The organism is Pseudomonas sp. VEM90 (assembly GCF_054611535.1).
The window spans coordinates 130,610-148,738 of the sequence record NZ_JBTRAR010000011.1; the positions used below are offsets into that span (position 1 = coordinate 130,610).

The 18,129-nt window shown below is 55.4% G+C and carries 8 protein-coding genes; all 8 read left to right on the plus strand.

Annotation, left to right across the window (positions count from 1 at the left end):
- Positions 1 to 6 precede the first annotated feature (6 nt).
- Positions 7 to 1,857, plus strand: coding sequence for a DNA recombination protein RmuC (locus tag ACYCCG_RS12935; RefSeq protein WP_459670663.1), 1,851 nt, complete (start codon positions 7 to 9; stop codon positions 1,855 to 1,857).
- Positions 1,857 to 3,440, plus strand: coding sequence for a type I restriction-modification system subunit M (locus ACYCCG_RS12940; protein ID WP_459670664.1), 1,584 nt, complete (start codon positions 1,857 to 1,859; stop codon positions 3,438 to 3,440). Before ACYCCG_RS12935 ends, ACYCCG_RS12940 begins: the two co-directional genes overlap by 1 nt.
- On the plus strand, positions 3,437 to 4,615 hold the full coding sequence (locus ACYCCG_RS12945; RefSeq protein ID WP_401098284.1) for a restriction endonuclease subunit S: 1,179 nt from the start codon (positions 3,437 to 3,439) through the stop codon (positions 4,613 to 4,615). The genes ACYCCG_RS12940 and ACYCCG_RS12945 overlap by 4 nt, the downstream gene beginning before the upstream one ends.
- A 174-nt stretch (positions 4,616 to 4,789) precedes the next feature.
- Complete coding sequence (locus tag ACYCCG_RS12950; protein ID WP_401098287.1) at positions 4,790 to 5,557, plus strand: hypothetical protein; 768 nt, start codon at positions 4,790 to 4,792, stop codon at positions 5,555 to 5,557.
- Positions 5,554 to 6,492: a hypothetical protein gene (locus ACYCCG_RS12955; RefSeq protein WP_401098290.1), complete on the plus strand. Its 939-nt coding sequence runs from the start codon at positions 5,554 to 5,556 to the stop codon at positions 6,490 to 6,492. Before ACYCCG_RS12950 ends, ACYCCG_RS12955 begins: the two co-directional genes overlap by 4 nt.
- Before the next feature lie 44 nt (positions 6,493 to 6,536).
- Positions 6,537 to 7,505 (plus strand): 5'-nucleotidase, encoded by a 969-nt coding sequence (locus ACYCCG_RS12960; RefSeq protein ID WP_401098293.1) that lies wholly within the window; start codon positions 6,537 to 6,539, stop codon positions 7,503 to 7,505.
- 394 nt (positions 7,506 to 7,899) lie between these two features.
- Complete coding sequence (locus ACYCCG_RS12965; protein ID WP_459670666.1) at positions 7,900 to 11,235, plus strand: STY4851/ECs_5259 family protein; 3,336 nt, start codon at positions 7,900 to 7,902, stop codon at positions 11,233 to 11,235.
- Positions 11,228 to 17,563, plus strand: coding sequence for a DEAD/DEAH box helicase (locus tag ACYCCG_RS12970; RefSeq protein ID WP_459670667.1), 6,336 nt, complete (start codon positions 11,228 to 11,230; stop codon positions 17,561 to 17,563). The genes ACYCCG_RS12965 and ACYCCG_RS12970 overlap by 8 nt, the downstream gene beginning before the upstream one ends.
- The last annotated feature ends 566 nt before the right edge of the window (positions 17,564 to 18,129 follow it).

Here is an 18,129-nt window from a genome sequence, read left to right on the forward strand (position 1 = left end):
GTGCACATGCAAGCCAGTCAATGGACCACCGATATCATCGTCATCACAGTTGTACTCGCACTGGCTTGCGCGTTGCTGGGTTATTTCGCGGCAGCATTGCGTCAGGGCCGGCAACTCAGTCAGCTGGCGGCCGAGCTGAAGCAGGCCCAACTGGCTCAAACGACAGCAGTGGCCGGCAGCGCCGCGTTGAGTGAGCAGCTCAAAGCCGCGGAAGCACAAGGGCATGAGCTCCAGGTTGCCGAGAGCACCCTGAAAACCAAGCTGCAGAGCACGTTGGACAGCGTGACGCGGCTGACTCAGGAACAGCAGGAAGCCAAGGGTCGTCATGTAACCCTGGAGGCCAAGCTGGAGCAGTCTGCCAAACAACATCATGAAGCGGTCATTCAGCATGAATCGGCGTTGACTGAAATTCGGAGCCTTAACGCGAAAGTTGAGGACTACCAGAGCCGTCTGGAGCAGGCGAATACCTTGCTTCAGCAAGAGCGTGAATCGGTCAGTGGTCTCAAGTCGGCACTGGCCGAAGAGGGCAAAAAAGCCAAAGGCTTTGAGGCTGCCAATACGGATGCTCGGACACAGCTGGCAGAGCTGAAGGAGCAGATGAAGGCCGCAGGCGAAAAGATTGAAAGGCTGCAGGGCGAGCAGGCAGAGATCAAGCGCCAGGAAACCAAGCTTAGGGCCGAACTGGATGAGCGCGAGGCCAGCCACGCCCGCGAGCTCGCCAACTTCGAACGGCAGAAAGCCAGCTTAACCGAGCAATTCAAGCTGCTGTCCAACGAGATTCTCGAAGCGAAAACGCAGGCTCTACAGGAAAGCAGCAAGCTCAGCCTGAGTGCTGTGATGACGCCGTTCCAGCAGTCCATCGACACCTTCAAGCGTGAAGTGCAGGAGATCCACCACCGCGAAACCACCCAGCAGGGTGAGCTGCGCAAAGAACTGGAGCAGCTGAAAACGCTGAATCAGCAGATCACCACCGAAGCCCATGAGCTGTCCACCGCGCTGCGTGGCCAAAAGAAGCTGCAGGGCAACTGGGGCGAACTGGTGCTGGAGAACGTACTCGACCGCTCAGGCTTGCAGTTGGGCAAGGACTATCTGCGCGAAGTCAGCATCACCACGGCGTGGGGGCGCCAGCGCCCCGACGCCGTGGTGTACCTGCCTCAGGCCAGGCACCTGATCATCGACGCCAAGGTTTCGCTTAACGCCTATACCCGCTATGTGAACGCAGAAGACGATTTAGAGCGTAAGCAGGCCCTGAAAGAGCATGTGCAGGCCGTGGCCAGCCGCATCAAGGAACTGGCTGACCGCGACTATTACAAACTGCCGGGGCTCAATTCTCCGGACATGGTATTCATGTTCATCCCCATTGAGTCGGCCTTCGTCGAAGCACTCAAGGCAGACGAAACCCTGTTCCAGCAGGCCATCGAAAACAACGTGCTGGTGGCCACACCTACCACGCTGCTTACCAGCCTAAATATCGTGCGCCAGCTCTGGCGCTATGAGGATCAGAACAAGCACACCGCCGCGCTGGCCAGTCGGGCGGAGAGCGTGTTCAAAAAGCTCAACACCTTCTTGGCCAGCTTTGAGAAAATCAAAAAGGGCTTGGAAACTGCCACCGAAGCATATGTTAAGGCCGAAGGCCAGTTGGTCAGCGGGAAGGGCAACCTGGTCAAACAGGTGGGCGAATTCAAGAACCTGGCGCCTGCCATCAAAGCCCAGTTGCCTGCCTATTTCGCCGACAAAGCTGCGCTGGAAATAGATTTTATCCCTGCCGAGCAGAACATTGAGGTACTCACTGACAGCACCGAAGATCAAGACCTGCTCGCTGAATCTGACACTGAAACCGACTACGAGAACGCCTGATGCTCACCGGCAAGATTCGCACCGATATCGACAAACTCTGGGAAAAATTCTGGACTGGCGGTATCACCAACCCGCTGACTGTGATCGAACAGATCAGCTACCTAATGTTCGCTCGCATGCTCGACATGCAGGAGGACGTGGCCGAGCGCAAGGCTAACCGCACCGGCAAGGTCTTCGACCGTCTGTTTCCTAATACACCGGAAGGCCAACTGCTGCGCTGGAAGAACTTTCGCAACATGAGCGGGAAGGAACTACACAGCCACCTCAAGAAAAAGGTCTATCCGTTCTTCGCCCAACTCGGCAGTGCCGAAGGCGAGGGCGGTGAGCGCGAAGGCCTCGGCCATATCAGCGAGTATATGCAGGACGCCGATCTGGAGATCAAGAACGAGTCTGTGCTCACCTCTGCCGTGGAGATGGTAAACGACCTGCCCCTGACCCAGAGCGACGTGAAAGGCGATATCTACGAATACCTGCTGAGCAAGCTCACCACCGCCGGCATCAACGGCCAGTTCCGTACACCGCGCCATATCATCGACGCGATGATCGAGCTGATCGCCCCGCAGCCCACCGAGGTGATCTGCGACCCGTCCTGCGGCACCGCCGGTTTCCTCGCCCGCACCATGGAGTACCTCAACCGCGTCTATTCCAGCCAGGAAGGTACCTTCACCGACGAAGACGGCAACCTGCATTACTCCGGTGACCTGCTCGAACCCTACCGGCAGCACATCAACAGCGAAATGTTCTGGGGCTTCGACTTCGACACCACAATGCTCCGCGTCTCCAGCATGAACATGATGCTCCACGGCGTGAACGGCGCGAACATTCGCTATCAGGACTCGCTGAGCAAATCCATCAAAGAGCACTACCCGCGTCAGGAGCAGGACTTCTTCGACGTGGTGCTGGCCAACCCACCGTTCAAAGGCAGCTTGGACGAAACCAACACCAACCCCGACGTGCTCGGCATGGTGAAAACAAAAAAGACCGAGCTGCTGTTCGTTGCCCATATTCTCCGCTCGCTCAAGCTCGGTGGCCGCGCCGCCGTGATTGTGCCGGACGGCGTGCTGTTCGGCTCATCCAAGGCTCACCAGCAACTGCGTCAGGAGCTGCTCGACAACAACCAGCTTGAAGGCATTGTCAGCTTGCCCAGCGGTGTGTTCAAGCCCTACGCCGGCGTCAGCACTGCCATCCTGATTTTCACCAAGGGCGGCACCACCGAGTGTGTGTGGTTCTACGACCTGAAGGCCGACGGCTACTCGCTGGATGACAAGCGCACCGAGCTGAAGGGCGACGGCAGCAACGACCTGCCCGATGCCATTGCCCAATGGCACAAATACCGGCAGATGGTCGAAAGCAATATCAGCGCCAGCACCATCAACATCCTGTTCGGTGACAAGCGCCAAAAGGCTTTTGTCGTCCAGGCCAAGGATATCGCTGCCAACAAGTACGACCTCTCCATCAACCGCTACAAGGAAGTGGAGTACCAGCAGGAAGCGTACGAAGACCCGAAGGTGATTTTACAGCGGCTCAAAGGGCTGGAACAGGAGATTCTGGCGGATTTGGGTGAGCTGGAGGCGATGCTGTGAGTTGGCCTTTGGTAAAGCTCAAAGATTGTTGTGAGGTTGTAGGTGGTGCTACTCCCAGGCGCGAAGTGCCAGAGTATTGGGACACGCCTGACGTACCGTGGGTGACCCCCAAGGATGTGTCTGATTTGGCCTGTCCAACCCTAGAGGATGCGCCTGAGTATATTTCTGAGGCTGGATTCAAGAGCTGCTCGACATCCATAATTCCAAAGGGAAGCGTGTTGGTAACTTCCCGTGCGCCGATTGGAAATATCGCAATTGTTGGTAGAGATTTGTGTACGAATCAAGGCTTTAAGAGTCTTGTTCCTGGCTCGAATGTAGATGGCCTGTATCTGTATTACTGCATGAAAAGCAGCTCTGAGCGGTTGCAGGCGCTTGGAAATGGCGCGACATTTAAAGAAGTGTCCAAGAAAATCGTTGAGGAGTTTGCAATCCCCCTCCCACCCCTGCCCGAACAAAGGCGCATCGCCGCCATTCTCGACAAGGCCGACGCCATCCGCCGCAAACGCCAGCTAGCCATTCAGCTCGCCGACGACTTCCTCCGCGCCGTGTTTTTGGACATGTTCGGCGACCCGGTGACTAATCCGAAGGGTTGGGAGGTTCGACCTTTAATTGAATTAATTGATCCTGCTCGCCCTATTACCTACGGAATTCTGATGCCTGGTGACGATATAGAAGGTGGCGTGCCCTATGTCAGAGTTGTAGATATGAAAGACGGCGTTGTTCTTGTAGATCGAGTTCGTAGGACCACGATTGAAATTGCTCAGCAGTATAAAAGATCATCCCTTAGGGCAGGGGACGTTCTCATATCTATTCGTGGTCATGTCGGGCGCTTGGCTGTTGTGCCAAAGGAGCTGGAGGGTGCCAATATCACTCAAGATACTGCGCGCTTGGCGACAAATTCTAACTGCAGTTCTTTGTATTTATATGCTTGCTTGGAAAACCGTAAAATGCAACAGGAAATGCAGCGCTTTGTAAAGGGGGCTGCAGTTAAGGGGATTAATCTCACTGATCTCAAACAGCTGAAAATCCCAGTTCCACCGATTGAGTTGCAGAAAAAAATCGAAAGAAAAATTGAGTTAATGACTACAGCACTTGCATCGCTGGAGCAATCAAGTGTTTGTTTGTTGGATGGGTTCAAATCACTCAGCCAAAAAGCCTTTTCCGGCCAGCTGTAGATAAGGAAATCCCCATGCGCCTCAAGTCCGTCAAGCTCACCCATTTCCGCGGCTACCGCGCCACTAGCGCCACCCCCATCGACGATGCCATGACCTGCCGTTGGTTATGCCGGAAGCAGGCTGAGTCATGAGTGAACGACAACCACTTAGATCAGGCATGCAAAGGGTCTATGTATGAGCAATAACGAAAAACGGCCTCTGATCAGAAGGCATATCGGGCTGAAGGAATTGCTGCAGCTGGCAACGCCGGATGAGTTGGTCGCCATCAGCGAGATCCTGCTGGATAAAGCCCATGACCGCCTGCTTGGCGATGATTCGGCGCGGCAGCGTCTTGCGCATTGCTTTGCTGCTGGCGAGCTGTACAAGGCGGTTGATGAAATCGCGTACGAGATCCGCGCGTTGGGCAGTGTCAGCCTGGCCAGCTTGTTACGCCGGGGCGAACCGGTCAGTTACGACGAGGTGGTGCGCGATGTGGCTGGCGAGCTGAAGGTGGCATTCAGCAAGGCCGATAGCACTGTAGTTATCGAAGAGCAGGTGCTGGCCAAGCTGATGGAAAAGCTGGCTGAACAGGCTGAGTCCGCAGAGTCGGAAAGCCAGGCCGGAGGTGGTTTGTGGTTTGGTCGGGCACGTCTTAATAAATCCTTCACAGCTGTGCTGGGGCCATTGGGCAAGTTGGGTATGGGAGCTGCCGGCGGCAGCCTGCTGAGCGGTGCATTGGGCTCGGTGGCGGCTGTCGGCTCAGTGACGGCGGCCGGCGTGGTGGCGGCACTGCCGCTGACGGCGATTGGCACTGTCAGTGCAGGTGTTTGGGCGCTCACCAACAAGAAGCGCCCAGAGCTGCAAGGGCTGGTGGCCATTGTCATGCACATCGCGCGAATTCGCGCTGGCGGTGTTGCTGCGGATCACGAGGATTTTGCTAATCGTTTGAGGGCGTGTTTATGAGCGCGGAAATTCTTGCCAGGGCGATCAGTTCTGCCCCGGAGATTATCGAAGGCATTAAATCCGGGCTTTTTAAGGTGTGGGGTGGCGTCGTCAGGTATGCCGCCGGCCATCCCAAGGGTGGGCAGATTGTTGGGCATCTGCAGTTCCCTGGTGATGCAGCTCAGGCTGCCGAACAGCTTGCTATGCTGCAGCAGACGCTGAGTGGCGTGGAAGGAGCCTTGGGCGTGTTGCAAAGCCTGCAGTACGCGAATCTGGCATTGTCCGGGCTCAATCTGGCGGTTTCGGTCGCCGGCTTTGCCATCGTTTGCAAGAAGCTCAATGGTATTTCCGAGCAGTTGCAGCGTCAGTCGGAAAAGCTCGATGTGCTGATCGAAATGGCCAGTGCTGCCAAGGCCCGGGAAGAACTGCGTGACAGTGCGCGCTTCAGCGCAGTGCTGTGGACGGTTCGCCAGTCTGCTGAACAGGGTGATCTGCAGGGGCTCAAGAGTCAGGTGAATAACATGCGCGAGCAGTATGAGCTTACCAAGCTGACGCTGAATCAGGCAGCAGCCAATGCCACTGGCAAAGGTTTTGTCGACTCCCTTGAAGTGCTGCAGAACCTGCAGCAACGCATGATGTATCTCGGCTTTATGCAGGCATACGTTCAGCAGCATACGGCGGGCGAGAAGTACGCCATCGAGGTACTGCAAGAGCTGCAAGCGGACTGGATGAAAATCAGTACGGTAGTTGTCGAGGCGATTGTCGCCAATCAGGAGTGGGTAGAGCAATTAACCCAGGACCAAGGTAATAACGTCGTGTCTTTCCTGGAGTTCCGCAAGCAAGCGGCTCCCGCCATTGAATATCAGCTCGGCTTGTTGGAATACGCCGCCAGCCACCCAGAGGCGGCAGGACTACTCAATGAAGAGGTCACGGAAATTCGTTTTCTGGCTGCGTGAGATGGCCGCTCTGGCCGAACTGAGCACAAAGGGAAGCATAGGTGATGGCGCTGGATTTGAGCGAAACCCTGGTGGTGGGAATTTCTGCGACGGCGTTGTTCGATATGAGCGAGTCCGACCAGATGTTCAAGGCGGCGCTTGAGGCCGACCCGGAAAGCGTGATCGATAACTATCGCCGTTTTATGCAGGCCCGTGAGGGCGAGCCGCTGGCGCCGGGCACCGGTTATCACTTAGTAAAGGCGCTGCTCGATCTCAACCAGCATATGAAAGGTGAGGATACGTCCCCGTTGGTCGAGGTGGTGGTGATGTCGCGCAATAGCCCGGATACGGGCATCCGTGTGCTCAAGACCATTCGTCACGAGCAATTGGCGATCACCCGCTCGGCCTTTACCGGTGGTGAGTCGGTGGCCGATTACATGGATGCGTTTGATGTTGACCTGTTTCTCACCACCAATGTTGAGGACGCGCAGAAGGTCATCGACTCCAGGCGCTGTGCGGCGGCGATCCTCAAGGCGCCGCCAGCCAACGCCCCGCAAATTCCCGAGGGCCAGGTGCGAATTGCCTTCGACGGTGACGCGGTGCTGTTCTCCGACGCGAGCGAGTTGGTTTACAAGACGCAGGGACTGGACGCCTTTCAGGCACAGGAGGATGCCTTACAGCACACGCCCATGGAGGAAGGGCCTTATGCCAGCTTGCTGAAAAAGCTGGCCCGTTTACAGGAACGTTTGCCCACTGGCGGAAAGGATTCCCCCATCAGAATCGCCATCGTCACGGCACGTAATTCGCCATCGGAAATGCGCGTGATCAATACCTTGCGAGCCTGGGGTATTTACGTGGACGAGGCGTTTTTCCTTGGCGGCGTGGGCAAGGCCAAGGTGCTCCGGGCGTTCAACCCGCACATCTTTTTTGATGATCAGGATGTGCATTTGGAAGCAGCAGCCAATTTGGTACCATCAGGCAAAGTGCCATACCTGACCAAGTCTGGCTTAGCTGATAGCTGTGCGGTGGAGTGAAAGGATTCATGGTGGATAGCTCGACTCAGCTCTACAAACTGGAGACAACCCCTAGAGGCCGTCAACTGTGGACCTACATGGCGGCGATTCTTGAGGTCACGGAAATGGATCGAGGCAAATCGTTTCCATTGAAGCGATTCCTAGGGAATTTTCAGAAGCACTTGGACGCAGGCCGAATCGAGCGTGTCCCCGAGGGCTTCAGACTGACCCTCAGCGGGCTGAGCTATTTTCAAGACCGCTACCGGGTCGGGAATCCCCAGTACGTTGAGCGGGCGGCGGTCGAACGAATGATCAGTTCTCTGCGGACGGGGTGTGGCGAGGGGGATTGGGTTCCGCTGATCTGATGTGTGTATTGATTTAGAGTTGGAAGGTAGTTCCAACAGGGAGCGTGTTCATGCCGTACTCCGTAATCAAGTGCTCGTCGTGGCTGGGGCGCTTTCTCCAGAGTCGAGGGCTTTCGACCCCAGATCAGCGCGGACTCTACGCTTACCACTGCAGCCTTGAGGAGTATAGCGAGCTGCAGCATTTGCTCCGTGAATTGGACGGTTTCGAGGTTGCGTTAAAGGACCCGGCGGCCTGTGCCTGTTTGGTGCTTTTCGGCTCGGAATGGTACCGCCGTGAGTACCGCAGCGAGTATGCCTGGACCTGGGACCCCATCTGGAAAGCTTTGGGGTTCCGCCTGTCTCCGGTAGAGCTGAGCAAGTCTATTCCCAAAGGACTTGAGGGGTACTGGAAGCGTCCTCTTCATCTCTACGACGCTGGCCACCGGGATTTTCTGGGGTCTCTGTTTAGTGAGGGGGGCTTACCCTTTCAGGTATTGCGCGAGGGTGACAGCCGCTTCCAAACGCTGTTTGACCGCTTATTAAAGTACTACGACCAGTGGCATCTGCAGGGAGGCAATACCCTTCAGCAGGTGGAACAGCAACTGGATAAATTCAATCTTCCTCAGGTGTTTGCCTCGCGTACGTCGGTGGAACTGATTGCGCGAATGGCCGATGAACTCGTAGCTCTGGTCCGCAACTACGGACTGACGCAAGCCGATGAGCCAGTCACGCATCTGGATGCCATGAACCCCAAGTGGCGTGAATTGTTCCCTCTGCCGCTGGATAACCAGACCGGCAGCGAGCTGCTCAATGGCTTGCTAAAAACTGCCACCAGCGAGGGTAAAAGGCGAGCCTCAAGGGTAGCGGGATGGGCTTGCAAGCATTTCTGGCATGAATCGATGGCGGATGTGCTCAAGGTTCAGGTATCTCTACCGGAGGAGGTGGTATTTCGTCTGACGACGCAGCCATCTACTACTCGTTTTGAGCTTGCAATTGCAGAAAATGGGCAAGTAATTGCTGGTCTTGGACCCGGCTATGCGCAGGTAGAAAACGGCGTTGCGCGCATTCGTTTGCGCCTGCGAGAGATCGTCGGCAAACGGCGGGATTGCAGTATTTCTCTGAGCCTGGTGGCCATGGCTGGAGGTAGGCAGATCGCTACCCTGCCAATCGATGGCAGTGCGGTGGCACTGGGAGAGGTACCGCTGGGTTTCGAGCTAGTGAATGAGCGCTGGCGGCTATGCGGCCAGGCTTCATTCAATACGGCTTGTGAAGAGTTACTGCTGGTATTGCCAGACGGTTGCAACCTGAGAACGCCTGACAGCCGTGGGGAGGCCATATTCAGTGATATGCCTCCGGCGCTGTCGCGGCGTACGGTCAAGGTGAAGGGCAAGGCGGAAGTCTTGGTTGAGGGGGAGGAGTATTACCGGATACGTATAGGTCATGTCACCGGAATGGTGAATGGGCCGGAATTGACTGGTGTTCAGACTGAATGGCCGAGTAAACCCTCGTTGACTTTTGTCGGCCTGCCTCGTGTGCAGTGGCCGGCAGCTGCGGGCGAGTTGCAACAGCGGGGCGGTGAACTCTACATTGCGGGTAAGCAGCCGGGCGCAGGCAAGTTGCAGGATGTGCTCGGTACCCAGCATATATCAGTGCGTAACCGCGACGGCGATACCTTGCTACGCCGTAGAGTGGGTATTTTACCGACGGATTTTCGTGTTGAGCTGCGTAGTGGTGAGACTCCAGATGCGGGCAGCATCCTCGTGTATTGCCAGCAGCGTTGCTTGCTTCAGATTGATGACGAAAGCCTTCAAGTACAGCAGGTAAGGCACGAGGATCACATCGAACTTCGGCTTTCTGCCAAGGCCTTCCCGCCGATCCGGGTCCGGCTTTCTATTATGCCGAACTTGATGGCTGATCCGGTGGAGATTGACTTGCCATTCCCTAGTTCAGGTTGCTTGGCTTTTGATGGTAATGGGGAGCAGCTTAAACGCACTTTCAGCGTCGATGACCTGCTCGGGGCCAGGTTGTTTCTATTTGGCCGGTCCAGCACGCCCACTCGCTTCAGTATTGAGTTGACCCTCAGAGGCAGCGCGGCTAGGAATGCTTGTTACAGCTGGTCTTACATTACCGCCGACAAGCCGTTAGAGATCAGTCTTTTCAACATCCGTGAGCAGATTGTTGACCTGCTGTCTCTGCAGTCGGGTATCGACCAGGTTGTCGAGCTGCGAGTGTTCGGGAATGGCCAGGATAGCCGTTATCGCATCCGCAAATATGCGATGAAAATGCAGCTCGATCATGGCCGCCAGTTACTGAGTGCTGTGAGTCTGCAAGATGGCGCCAGTGCCATTCCCGAGCCAGTGTTGCTGCTGTTGCATGATCCTATGCGCAGCTCCATCGCACTTCGTTCACGCACCAGCGAAGGTGTACTGACAGGCGACTTCGAGTTGCCTCCAATCGTTGAGAGGGATGGTCCCTGGCTCGTGCTGCCCAGGGGCGGCTCAACGGTATCCTTTAGGCCGCTTTTCCTCGCAGGCGGCTCGAAGCCGATAGCTTCTGACGAAATGATTCAGAGCCTGCAAAAGGCAGTGCTGACCTTCGATCATGCTTCACCTGTCAGTTCTTTCACGTCTGTGCTTGATGCCATGGCTATAAACCCCATGCATAGCGGCTGGCAGTTCTTGCGGGCTTTGTATGAGGGCTACGGTTATCTGCCGCTGGCGACCTTCGAGGTCTGGAAGGCTCTGGTGGGAAATACCCGTGCATTGGCAATGGCGCTTTTCAAGTTTGAGATGGAGGCTGTGTTTCTTGGTCGGTTGGAGGCTGAGTTTCCGCTTTTCTGGGAGTTTCTTCCCATTGCAGAAATTCATCTGGCGGCCAAGCGATTTGCCGCTTTCCTTAAGGTCAAGGGAGTTTCTGAAGAGGCTGTTGATGCTCTGGTGGGGCGAATGTTTTCGCGGTTGGGAGAAGCCTACCCATCCTACGGCCAGAGTGTGCAGTGCTTCCTTTCAGGCAAGCCTGTTGGCCAGGAAATCAAGCTGCCTCTCGGAGTTTTCAAGGAAGTCCTGCGAGGCTGGTACCTTGAGCTGCTTCGCGATCGCTGCGAAGCCCAGTGGCCGGAATTTGGAGCCAAGCGTTTGGAGCGTTGGTACAGCAGCCAGAGTGACTCGGTAATCGTTTTTAGGTCGGACATGGATTATCGCAATGCAGTGCTCTACCTGCCGCTTTTTGCTGCTGCAGTCGCTTGCGGTAAAGCTCAGTTCACCGATGTGTTTGCGGAGGGAGCGGAGGCGATTTTCTTCCTGCGCCAAGTCCGTGATTTCGATTCGAAATGGTTCAATTCAATCTTCCAGTACTGCTTGTTGAACAGCGTCATGGAAAAGCATAAGGCCGAGTCGGTAAATGGATAAGTATTTCTCTGGATTAGCCGAGCAGGCGCTCTCCCGTAGCACCGAGTCCACTTTGAGTATCTTGAGCATAACTGACCCAGGCTTGCGCGAGCATCTTGGCAGTCTGATGCGTGCGGAGTGTGGCAAAGAGGGAGCATTCCTGGCTCCACCGCTGTTCGAGCAGACCTTCGGCTGGGAAGAGTGCCCACTGACGATGGCGCAACTCGCGAGTGATGAGCGCTTGCTGAGCAAGGAGATCGTTGCTTCGCTCGACGGCAAGGCGAATGGACGTTATCGCTTTGGGGCAGGCTGGAGACCTTTCACCCACCAGTTGGCCAGCTGGCGCTCATTGCTTGATAAGAAGCATTCTGTAGTCGTGACCAGTGGTACCGGTTCGGGCAAAACCGAATGCTTTATGGTGCCGGTGCTCGAGGATCTCTTTCGCGAGTACCGTGAAGCAGGCCGAAAGCCGCTGGTCGGTGTCCGGGCGCTTTTCTTGTATCCACTCAACGCCCTCATCAATTCGCAACGTGAGCGCTTGAATGCCTGGACCCAGAGCTTTGGAAATGGCATCCGCTATTGCCTTTACAATGGCAATACACCAGAGCTGCATGCCAAGGTGCGTAGCGAGCAGAGCCAAAAGCCCAACGAAATTTTGTCGCGTGAGCTGATGCGCACGCAACCTGCGCCCATTCTGGTTACCAACGGGACCATGCTCGAATACATGATGGTGCGTCAGGTTGATGAGCCCATAGTAAGAATTTCCAGGGAGCAGAAGTCGCTGCGTTGGATCGTTCTGGACGAGGCTCACACCTACGTGGGCTCGCAGGCGGCTGAATTGGCATTGCAGCTGCGTAGGGTGATGACAGCATTCGGCGTTACGCCAAAGGATGTTCGCTTCGTTGCGACCTCGGCGACCATTGCCGGTGAGGACGCTGCAGGACAGTTAAAGCAGTTTCTCTCGGATCTCTCGGGGGTGCCGGTCGCGCAGATTGATGTTTGGGGCGGGAACCGGGTCATTCCAACACTTGCACCGTGTCAACAAACGCCAGTTGCTCTGGATGCGCTTGAATCGATGCCGGAGCTTAACGCGAACGATCCAGAGGTTCACCCTGAGCGATACGATGCTCTGGTCCATTCTCCGCAAGCCCGCGTGTTAAGAGATTTGCTGGTGAGCAGCTCCAAGCCATTGAAGCTGACCGCGATGGTTAGTCATATGCATCAGGAGGGGCGATGGTCGCTATCGCAGGGTGAGATGCTGCGCTGGTTGGATGTATGTTCAGGTACGCGTCCTTCGGCCAGCGAGCCTGCATTCCTGAAATTACGGGCGCACTTCTTCCAGCGCACTACGCACGGGCTTTGGGCCTGCTTTGACAAGAGCTGCTCGGCAAAGTCAGGGACGGCTCTGCATCAGAACTGGCCCTTTGGCTATGTCTACGCCAACCAAAGACAAACCTGTAGCTGTGGCAGCCCAGTATTCGAGCTGGTGTTCTGCAATGATTGTAATGAGCCGCATCTGCTTGCGCGGGATAAGGGCGGCAAGCTGATCCAGTGGGAGAGCTCAGGGGGAGATGAGTTTTCCCTGCAGGCTGAAACACCCGTTGAAGATGACTCGGCGGGTGCTTCTGCTGGGGTGTTGTCGGTCAAGACGCCGTTGGTGCTGTGTGCCTTCGAGAGTGTTGGTAGCACCTACATACCCTTAGAGGTCGATAAGTTCACCGGTTCATCCCCTGCTGTTTCTGCTGAGCGGCTCCGGCTTGGGGTGCGAGATTTTGATGCTGTGTGCAGTCGCAACAGTTGTGGATTTAGCGGGTTGCACGGGACCTTTCCATTCCGAAGAGCGATGCTCGGTGGGCCATTCTATGTGGCCAATGCAGTGCCGACAGTCCTTGAGTACTGCCAGGACTATCAGGACGAAGATCAGAGGCCGGATTATGGTCCGCAGTCTCTACCGGGCAGAGGACGTAGGCTGATTACCTTTACGGACAGTCGCCAGGGTACAGCGCGTATGTCTGTTCGAATGCAACAGGAGGCGGAGCGCGGGAGGTTGCGCGGGCTTGTTGTGGAGATTTTGAGCTGGCATCAGCGGAGCCAGGCTACTTCACCGGTGGATGCTGGCAGCATCGATCCATCGGCCTTGCAGCCATTGATCGTCCAGGCAAAAAAAGACGTGGAGCTGTACCGCAGTCTAGGTATCAAGGAAGAGGCTAGAGCCGCGGAGGACAAAGTCGCACGGCTAACGGCAATGCTAGCGTCAGCCACTGGCTCGAAAGTTAGGCCAGCGTTGGGTTATTTAGCCTGGCCGGATCTCGCCAACGAGCTCAAGCAGAAGGCTGACTTGAAAGGCTCCATGCTGCTTTACAACAAGTATCAGAAGCCTGAGATATTCACGGACAATGATGGCCCTTTCAAACTGGCGGAGATGTTGCTATTCCGTGAGTTTATGCGCCGTCCAAAACGGCAGAACAGCCTGGAAACCCAGGGGCTGGTGAAGGTCGATTACGTTGGCCTGGATAAGGTCCAGCAGGTACCGGCGTACTGGGAGCAGAAGGGCCTAACGCTCGATGATTGGCGCGATTTCCTGAAGGTGGCGCTGGACTTTCATGTTCGGGAGAACAGTTACATCCAGGCTGATGAGGGCTGGTTGAGTTGGATCGGCACTCGATTTTCTGCCAAGAGTCTGCGCAATCCTGAGTCGAAAGAACCGGATGAGATCCGGGTCAAACGCTGGCCTCAGATCCGCAACGGTAACCATTCCCAGCGACTAATCAAGCTGTTGTTGCTTGGCGCTGGCCTAAACCCGGGCAGCACCGCTGACGTTGATCTGGTTAACGAATGGTTGCGTACTGCCTGGAAGCAGTTGACTGGGCCGGGGGCAGCGCTTAAATCTGACGAAAACCGATACTCTTTACCCAGAGAACACATGCGGTTCTCGTTGGTTGATCGGGCTTATATCTGCCCAGTGACCAACAAGCTGCTGGATACCACCTTCAAAGGCTTTACCCCCTACCTGCCGACTCATCTGGATTTCTCTAAGCTGACCGAAGAACAGCGTAAGGGGTATCAGGCTGAGCTGGTTGAGCTGCCAGACCTCTGGGAGTTCGATCGTTCCCAGGATGACTATACGCCTGGGTTGGCGCGAATCAGAGACCTGGTGGCGAAAGATCCTCTGATCAGCGATCTACGAGAGCGGAACCTGTGGACGGATGTCAATGATCGGGCAGTGGAGGGTGGCTACTATTACCGTGCCGCTGAGCACTCTGCCCAGCAGTCCTCCGAACGCCTCGGCTCCTATGAAGAGATGTTCAAAAATGGTCAGATCAACGTTCTGAACTGCTCTACTACAATGGAGATGGGCGTCGATATCGGTGGCATTTCTGCGGTGGTCATGAACAATGTACCGCCGCATCCGGCCAACTATCTGCAGCGCGCAGGGCGTGCGGGGCGAAGCAAGGAATCCCGGGCGCTTGCCTACACTCTTTGTAAAAATAACCCGCATGATCAACAGGTTTTTGCCAATCCGGGTTGGCCCTTCGAGACTAAGATCCCTGCGCCGGTTGTAGCGCTGAATTCCGAGCGACTCGTACAGCGCCACGTCAACTCGTTGCTGTTAGCTGACTTTCTCTGCAATTTTGTGGGGCCCACTCAGACTGAGAAAACAAGTCTGAATACCCAGTGGTTCTATGACGATGAGCATGGTGACTCGCAGTGCGATCGTTTTATAGAGCAGTTGGGCAAGGTCGTTACAGATCTGGATGATGCGCTGAAGGACTTGGTGCGGGGTACTGCTCTGGCCGGTGTGGATGCGGTCCAGCTGCGTCGCCGCGCAATCGATGCGATCAAGCCATTGCAGAGTCGCTGGTTGAATAGTTATCGCTTTCTGCTTTCTGAGGAGAGGCAGACGAAAACCAACAGCCCTTATCTGAAACGCCTTCAAGTAGAAAAGACCCGCCACTGCAATGAGTATCTGTTGCGGGATCTGGCGGCGCGCACTTTCCTTCCCGGCTACGGATTCCCCACCGATGTGGTTAACTTCGATAACTTCACGATCGAGGATTACGTTCGTGAGCGTAATGCTGGCAGCGCTCTGAAGCAGGACCGTGAGGATAACGTTTCCCGTTACAAGGGGCTTCCTTCACGCAACCTCTCGATTGCCATTCGTGAGTACGCGCCTGGCGCTGAAATAGTTCTGGATGGTCGGGTGTTCAGATCTGCCGGCGTTTCACTCCACTGGCACAACCTCAATGCTGACAGCAAAGAGGCGCAGAAATTAGATATCGCGTGGCGTTGTGACGTCTGTGGCGCGGTGGACTATGAGGAGGCACTGGTGAGGACCGACGAGCTGACTTGCAGCAATGTCGACTGCCAAGCGCTGATTAAACCTCAGAACATTCGTACGGTCCTGCAGCCCTCCGGCTTTGTCACTGATGCTTATGTATCGGCATCCAATGACATCCAGCATCAGAAATTCATCCCAGTTGAAACCGCTTGGGTCTTCGTAAATGCCAGCAAGACTCCGTTGCCAAACCCGGCGGTTGGAGCAATGACCTATGGCACTGATGGGAAGGTCTTCCATCACAGCTCTGGTGAGCACGGAACGGGCTTTGCCTTGTGCATGAGTTGCGGTCGAGCTGAGTCCATGCAGGCGGATAGTACTTTTCCGCGAGAATTGTCACCGTCCGGGGATCACTATCCACCGCGCCCGACTAAAGAGGATAAAGACCAGAACAACAAGCGACTCCCATGCCAGGGGAGTGGGAGCATTCTTCCCAATGTGAGCCTTGGTACGGTGGCTACCACTGATGTGTTTGAGCTCACCTTGCATCATCCAGTGCGTGGGGAGTTTATCGCTGACTCGGTGCAGGGGGGGGCAATTGCCATGACTCTCGCTGTAGCTTTACGTAGCGCACTGGCGGAGCTGCTGGGAGTCTCTGCCTCCGAATTGGGTTATGCCACTCGTCCAAGCAAACTGCCTAACGGGCAGTCCATTCGTATCCTTCAGCTTTTCGATGTCATCAGCGGTGGTGCTGGCTTTGCTACTAGTGCTCCATTGCATGTCGAGCGGCTGCTACGCGGAATGGTGGAGAGGCTCCAGTGCGGGCATTGCGAAACTGGCTGTAGTGAGTGCCTGCTGGACTCCCAGACGCGACATGACCACGACAAGTTGGATCGCAAGGCTGCACTTGATTGGTTGGGGGCTGACTTCATCCATTACGTAGGGCTAAGCGCCGAAAATAAACTCTCCTTGGACGATGGTCAATATGCCCCCGGCAGCATCGAGAGCGTACTCCGCCGCTTGATCAACGAGGGGGCCGAGAGGATCACCCTACTAACCTCTGGTGATATGGGGGAATGGGATCTCGTTGCTCCACAGTTCCGTAAAGCGATTCAGACCTATGTCCTGGCTGATGAGCTAGCAGTTGATCTGCTTGTGCCATCAGATATCACTGATGGGGTGTTAGTACAGGATCTCCAGCGCTTATCGAACCTTGGCGTAAATGTCGGGAATGTGACTAGCAAGCCAGGTGAGCATTTTGTTGCTCAAGTACAAATCGGTGGCGAAGTCATTACGTTGGCCTCGCGCAGCCTCGTAGCAACCGTTCCAGGCCATAGTTGGCATCAAAGTGATGAGCTTGTCGTACTCTCGAAAAGTCAGCCAGCGCTTGGCTGGGAAGCTATGAATCTTTACCGTGCCGAGGGTGACTCCTCCGGTAAGGTAGGGATCGTTGATGTATCAATTCACGAAGAACTCAATGGGTCGTTACTGCAGTTCGGCGAGCGTTTCTGGGAGCTACTTGGGGCTAAAGAACGGCAAGTCGCTGACGTGATTTCGACTGTAAATATCAAGAGACTGACCTACTCCGATCGTTATATTCAGAATCCTGCGGTTGTGACAATCCTGGGGGCGGTACTCAAGAGTTTGAAGAGTCGTATTTCTGCCGATTCGGTTGTGCAGGTGAAAACGCTGTTCAAGTCAGGACGGATGCAGGGACGTAAGGCTTTTGATGACTGGGCCAGTCAGGAAGACTTCGAGTTCTTCTCGCGCAATTGGCTATCGGCAATGATTGGATGTCAAATTCAATTGATAGTGGAATCGTCGAATCGCGAGATTCCCCATCATCGTGCGTTGGAGCTTGAGTTTGAAGACGGAAGAGCGCTGAAGGTCAGATTTGACCAAGGGGTTGCCTATTGGCAGGTGCGCTTCGGCTCGCACAGTGACATGTGGTTTGACTTTGATCAGGCTTCGCAGGATCAGCTAATGCACATGGCGAGGGTGGTTGAGACCGCACGAGTGCAGAACTCTGAGCAAAAATGGGCAACGGACGTGTTGGTTGAACTTAAAGACTAATCTCTGCTCAACGCTGAGTTCAGCCAATGAAGAGTCTGATGTCGGGGTATGGACTGTATTGTGGTAAAGCCATCCCCGACATATTTTCACTGAAAGTGTCAAACGAGCAAGTAACGAGGCACGATTTTCGCCGATTTGACGCGTGGGGCTGTAGCTTTGCTACTGGATCGAGGCTACAGCCAAATTGAAGTCAGCCACTGCGTTGATCCTGCGCTAGTTACTACACCGCAAGATTCCTGTTGGGCTGCCGCCCTTTGAGTGAGGTACAGCGACAACGGATAGGCCTTTCAACTTTAGCTTGGTTTCTTGTAGTGCCTGCTCGGCAGCGAGGATGCGGTCTTCGGCCCAGGCATCAAGTTTTCACGCTCTTGCTGGAAGAATTTGTCGTTCAGCCCCAGTGCTTGGCTCTATTTCGGAAAGCTCCTGCGCCCATTGTTTGCGCAGTGCCGCAGGGCAGATGACCAAGAGGCGACGTTCGGCCCAGAGCTGGCCTAGAAACAAGGCGGCTTCAATCGTTTTACCTAAGGAAACTCCGAACAAGTTGCTCATCAGTCGGAAATGGGCGG

Coding starts and splice junctions, on each gene's coding strand:
- ACYCCG_RS12935 (WP_459670663.1), top strand. CDS start 7: ATGCAAGCCAGTCAATGGACCACCGATATCATCGTCATCACAGTTGTA.
- ACYCCG_RS12940 (WP_459670664.1), top strand. CDS start 1,857: ATGCTCACCGGCAAGATTCGCACCGATATCGACAAACTCTGGGAAAAA.
- ACYCCG_RS12950 (WP_401098287.1), top strand. CDS start 4,790: ATGAGCAATAACGAAAAACGGCCTCTGATCAGAAGGCATATCGGGCTG.
- ACYCCG_RS12955 (WP_401098290.1), top strand. CDS start 5,554: ATGAGCGCGGAAATTCTTGCCAGGGCGATCAGTTCTGCCCCGGAGATT.
- ACYCCG_RS12960 (WP_401098293.1), top strand. CDS start 6,537: ATGGCGCTGGATTTGAGCGAAACCCTGGTGGTGGGAATTTCTGCGACG.
- ACYCCG_RS12965 (WP_459670666.1), top strand. CDS start 7,900: ATGCCGTACTCCGTAATCAAGTGCTCGTCGTGGCTGGGGCGCTTTCTC.
- ACYCCG_RS12970 (WP_459670667.1), top strand. CDS start 11,228: ATGGATAAGTATTTCTCTGGATTAGCCGAGCAGGCGCTCTCCCGTAGC.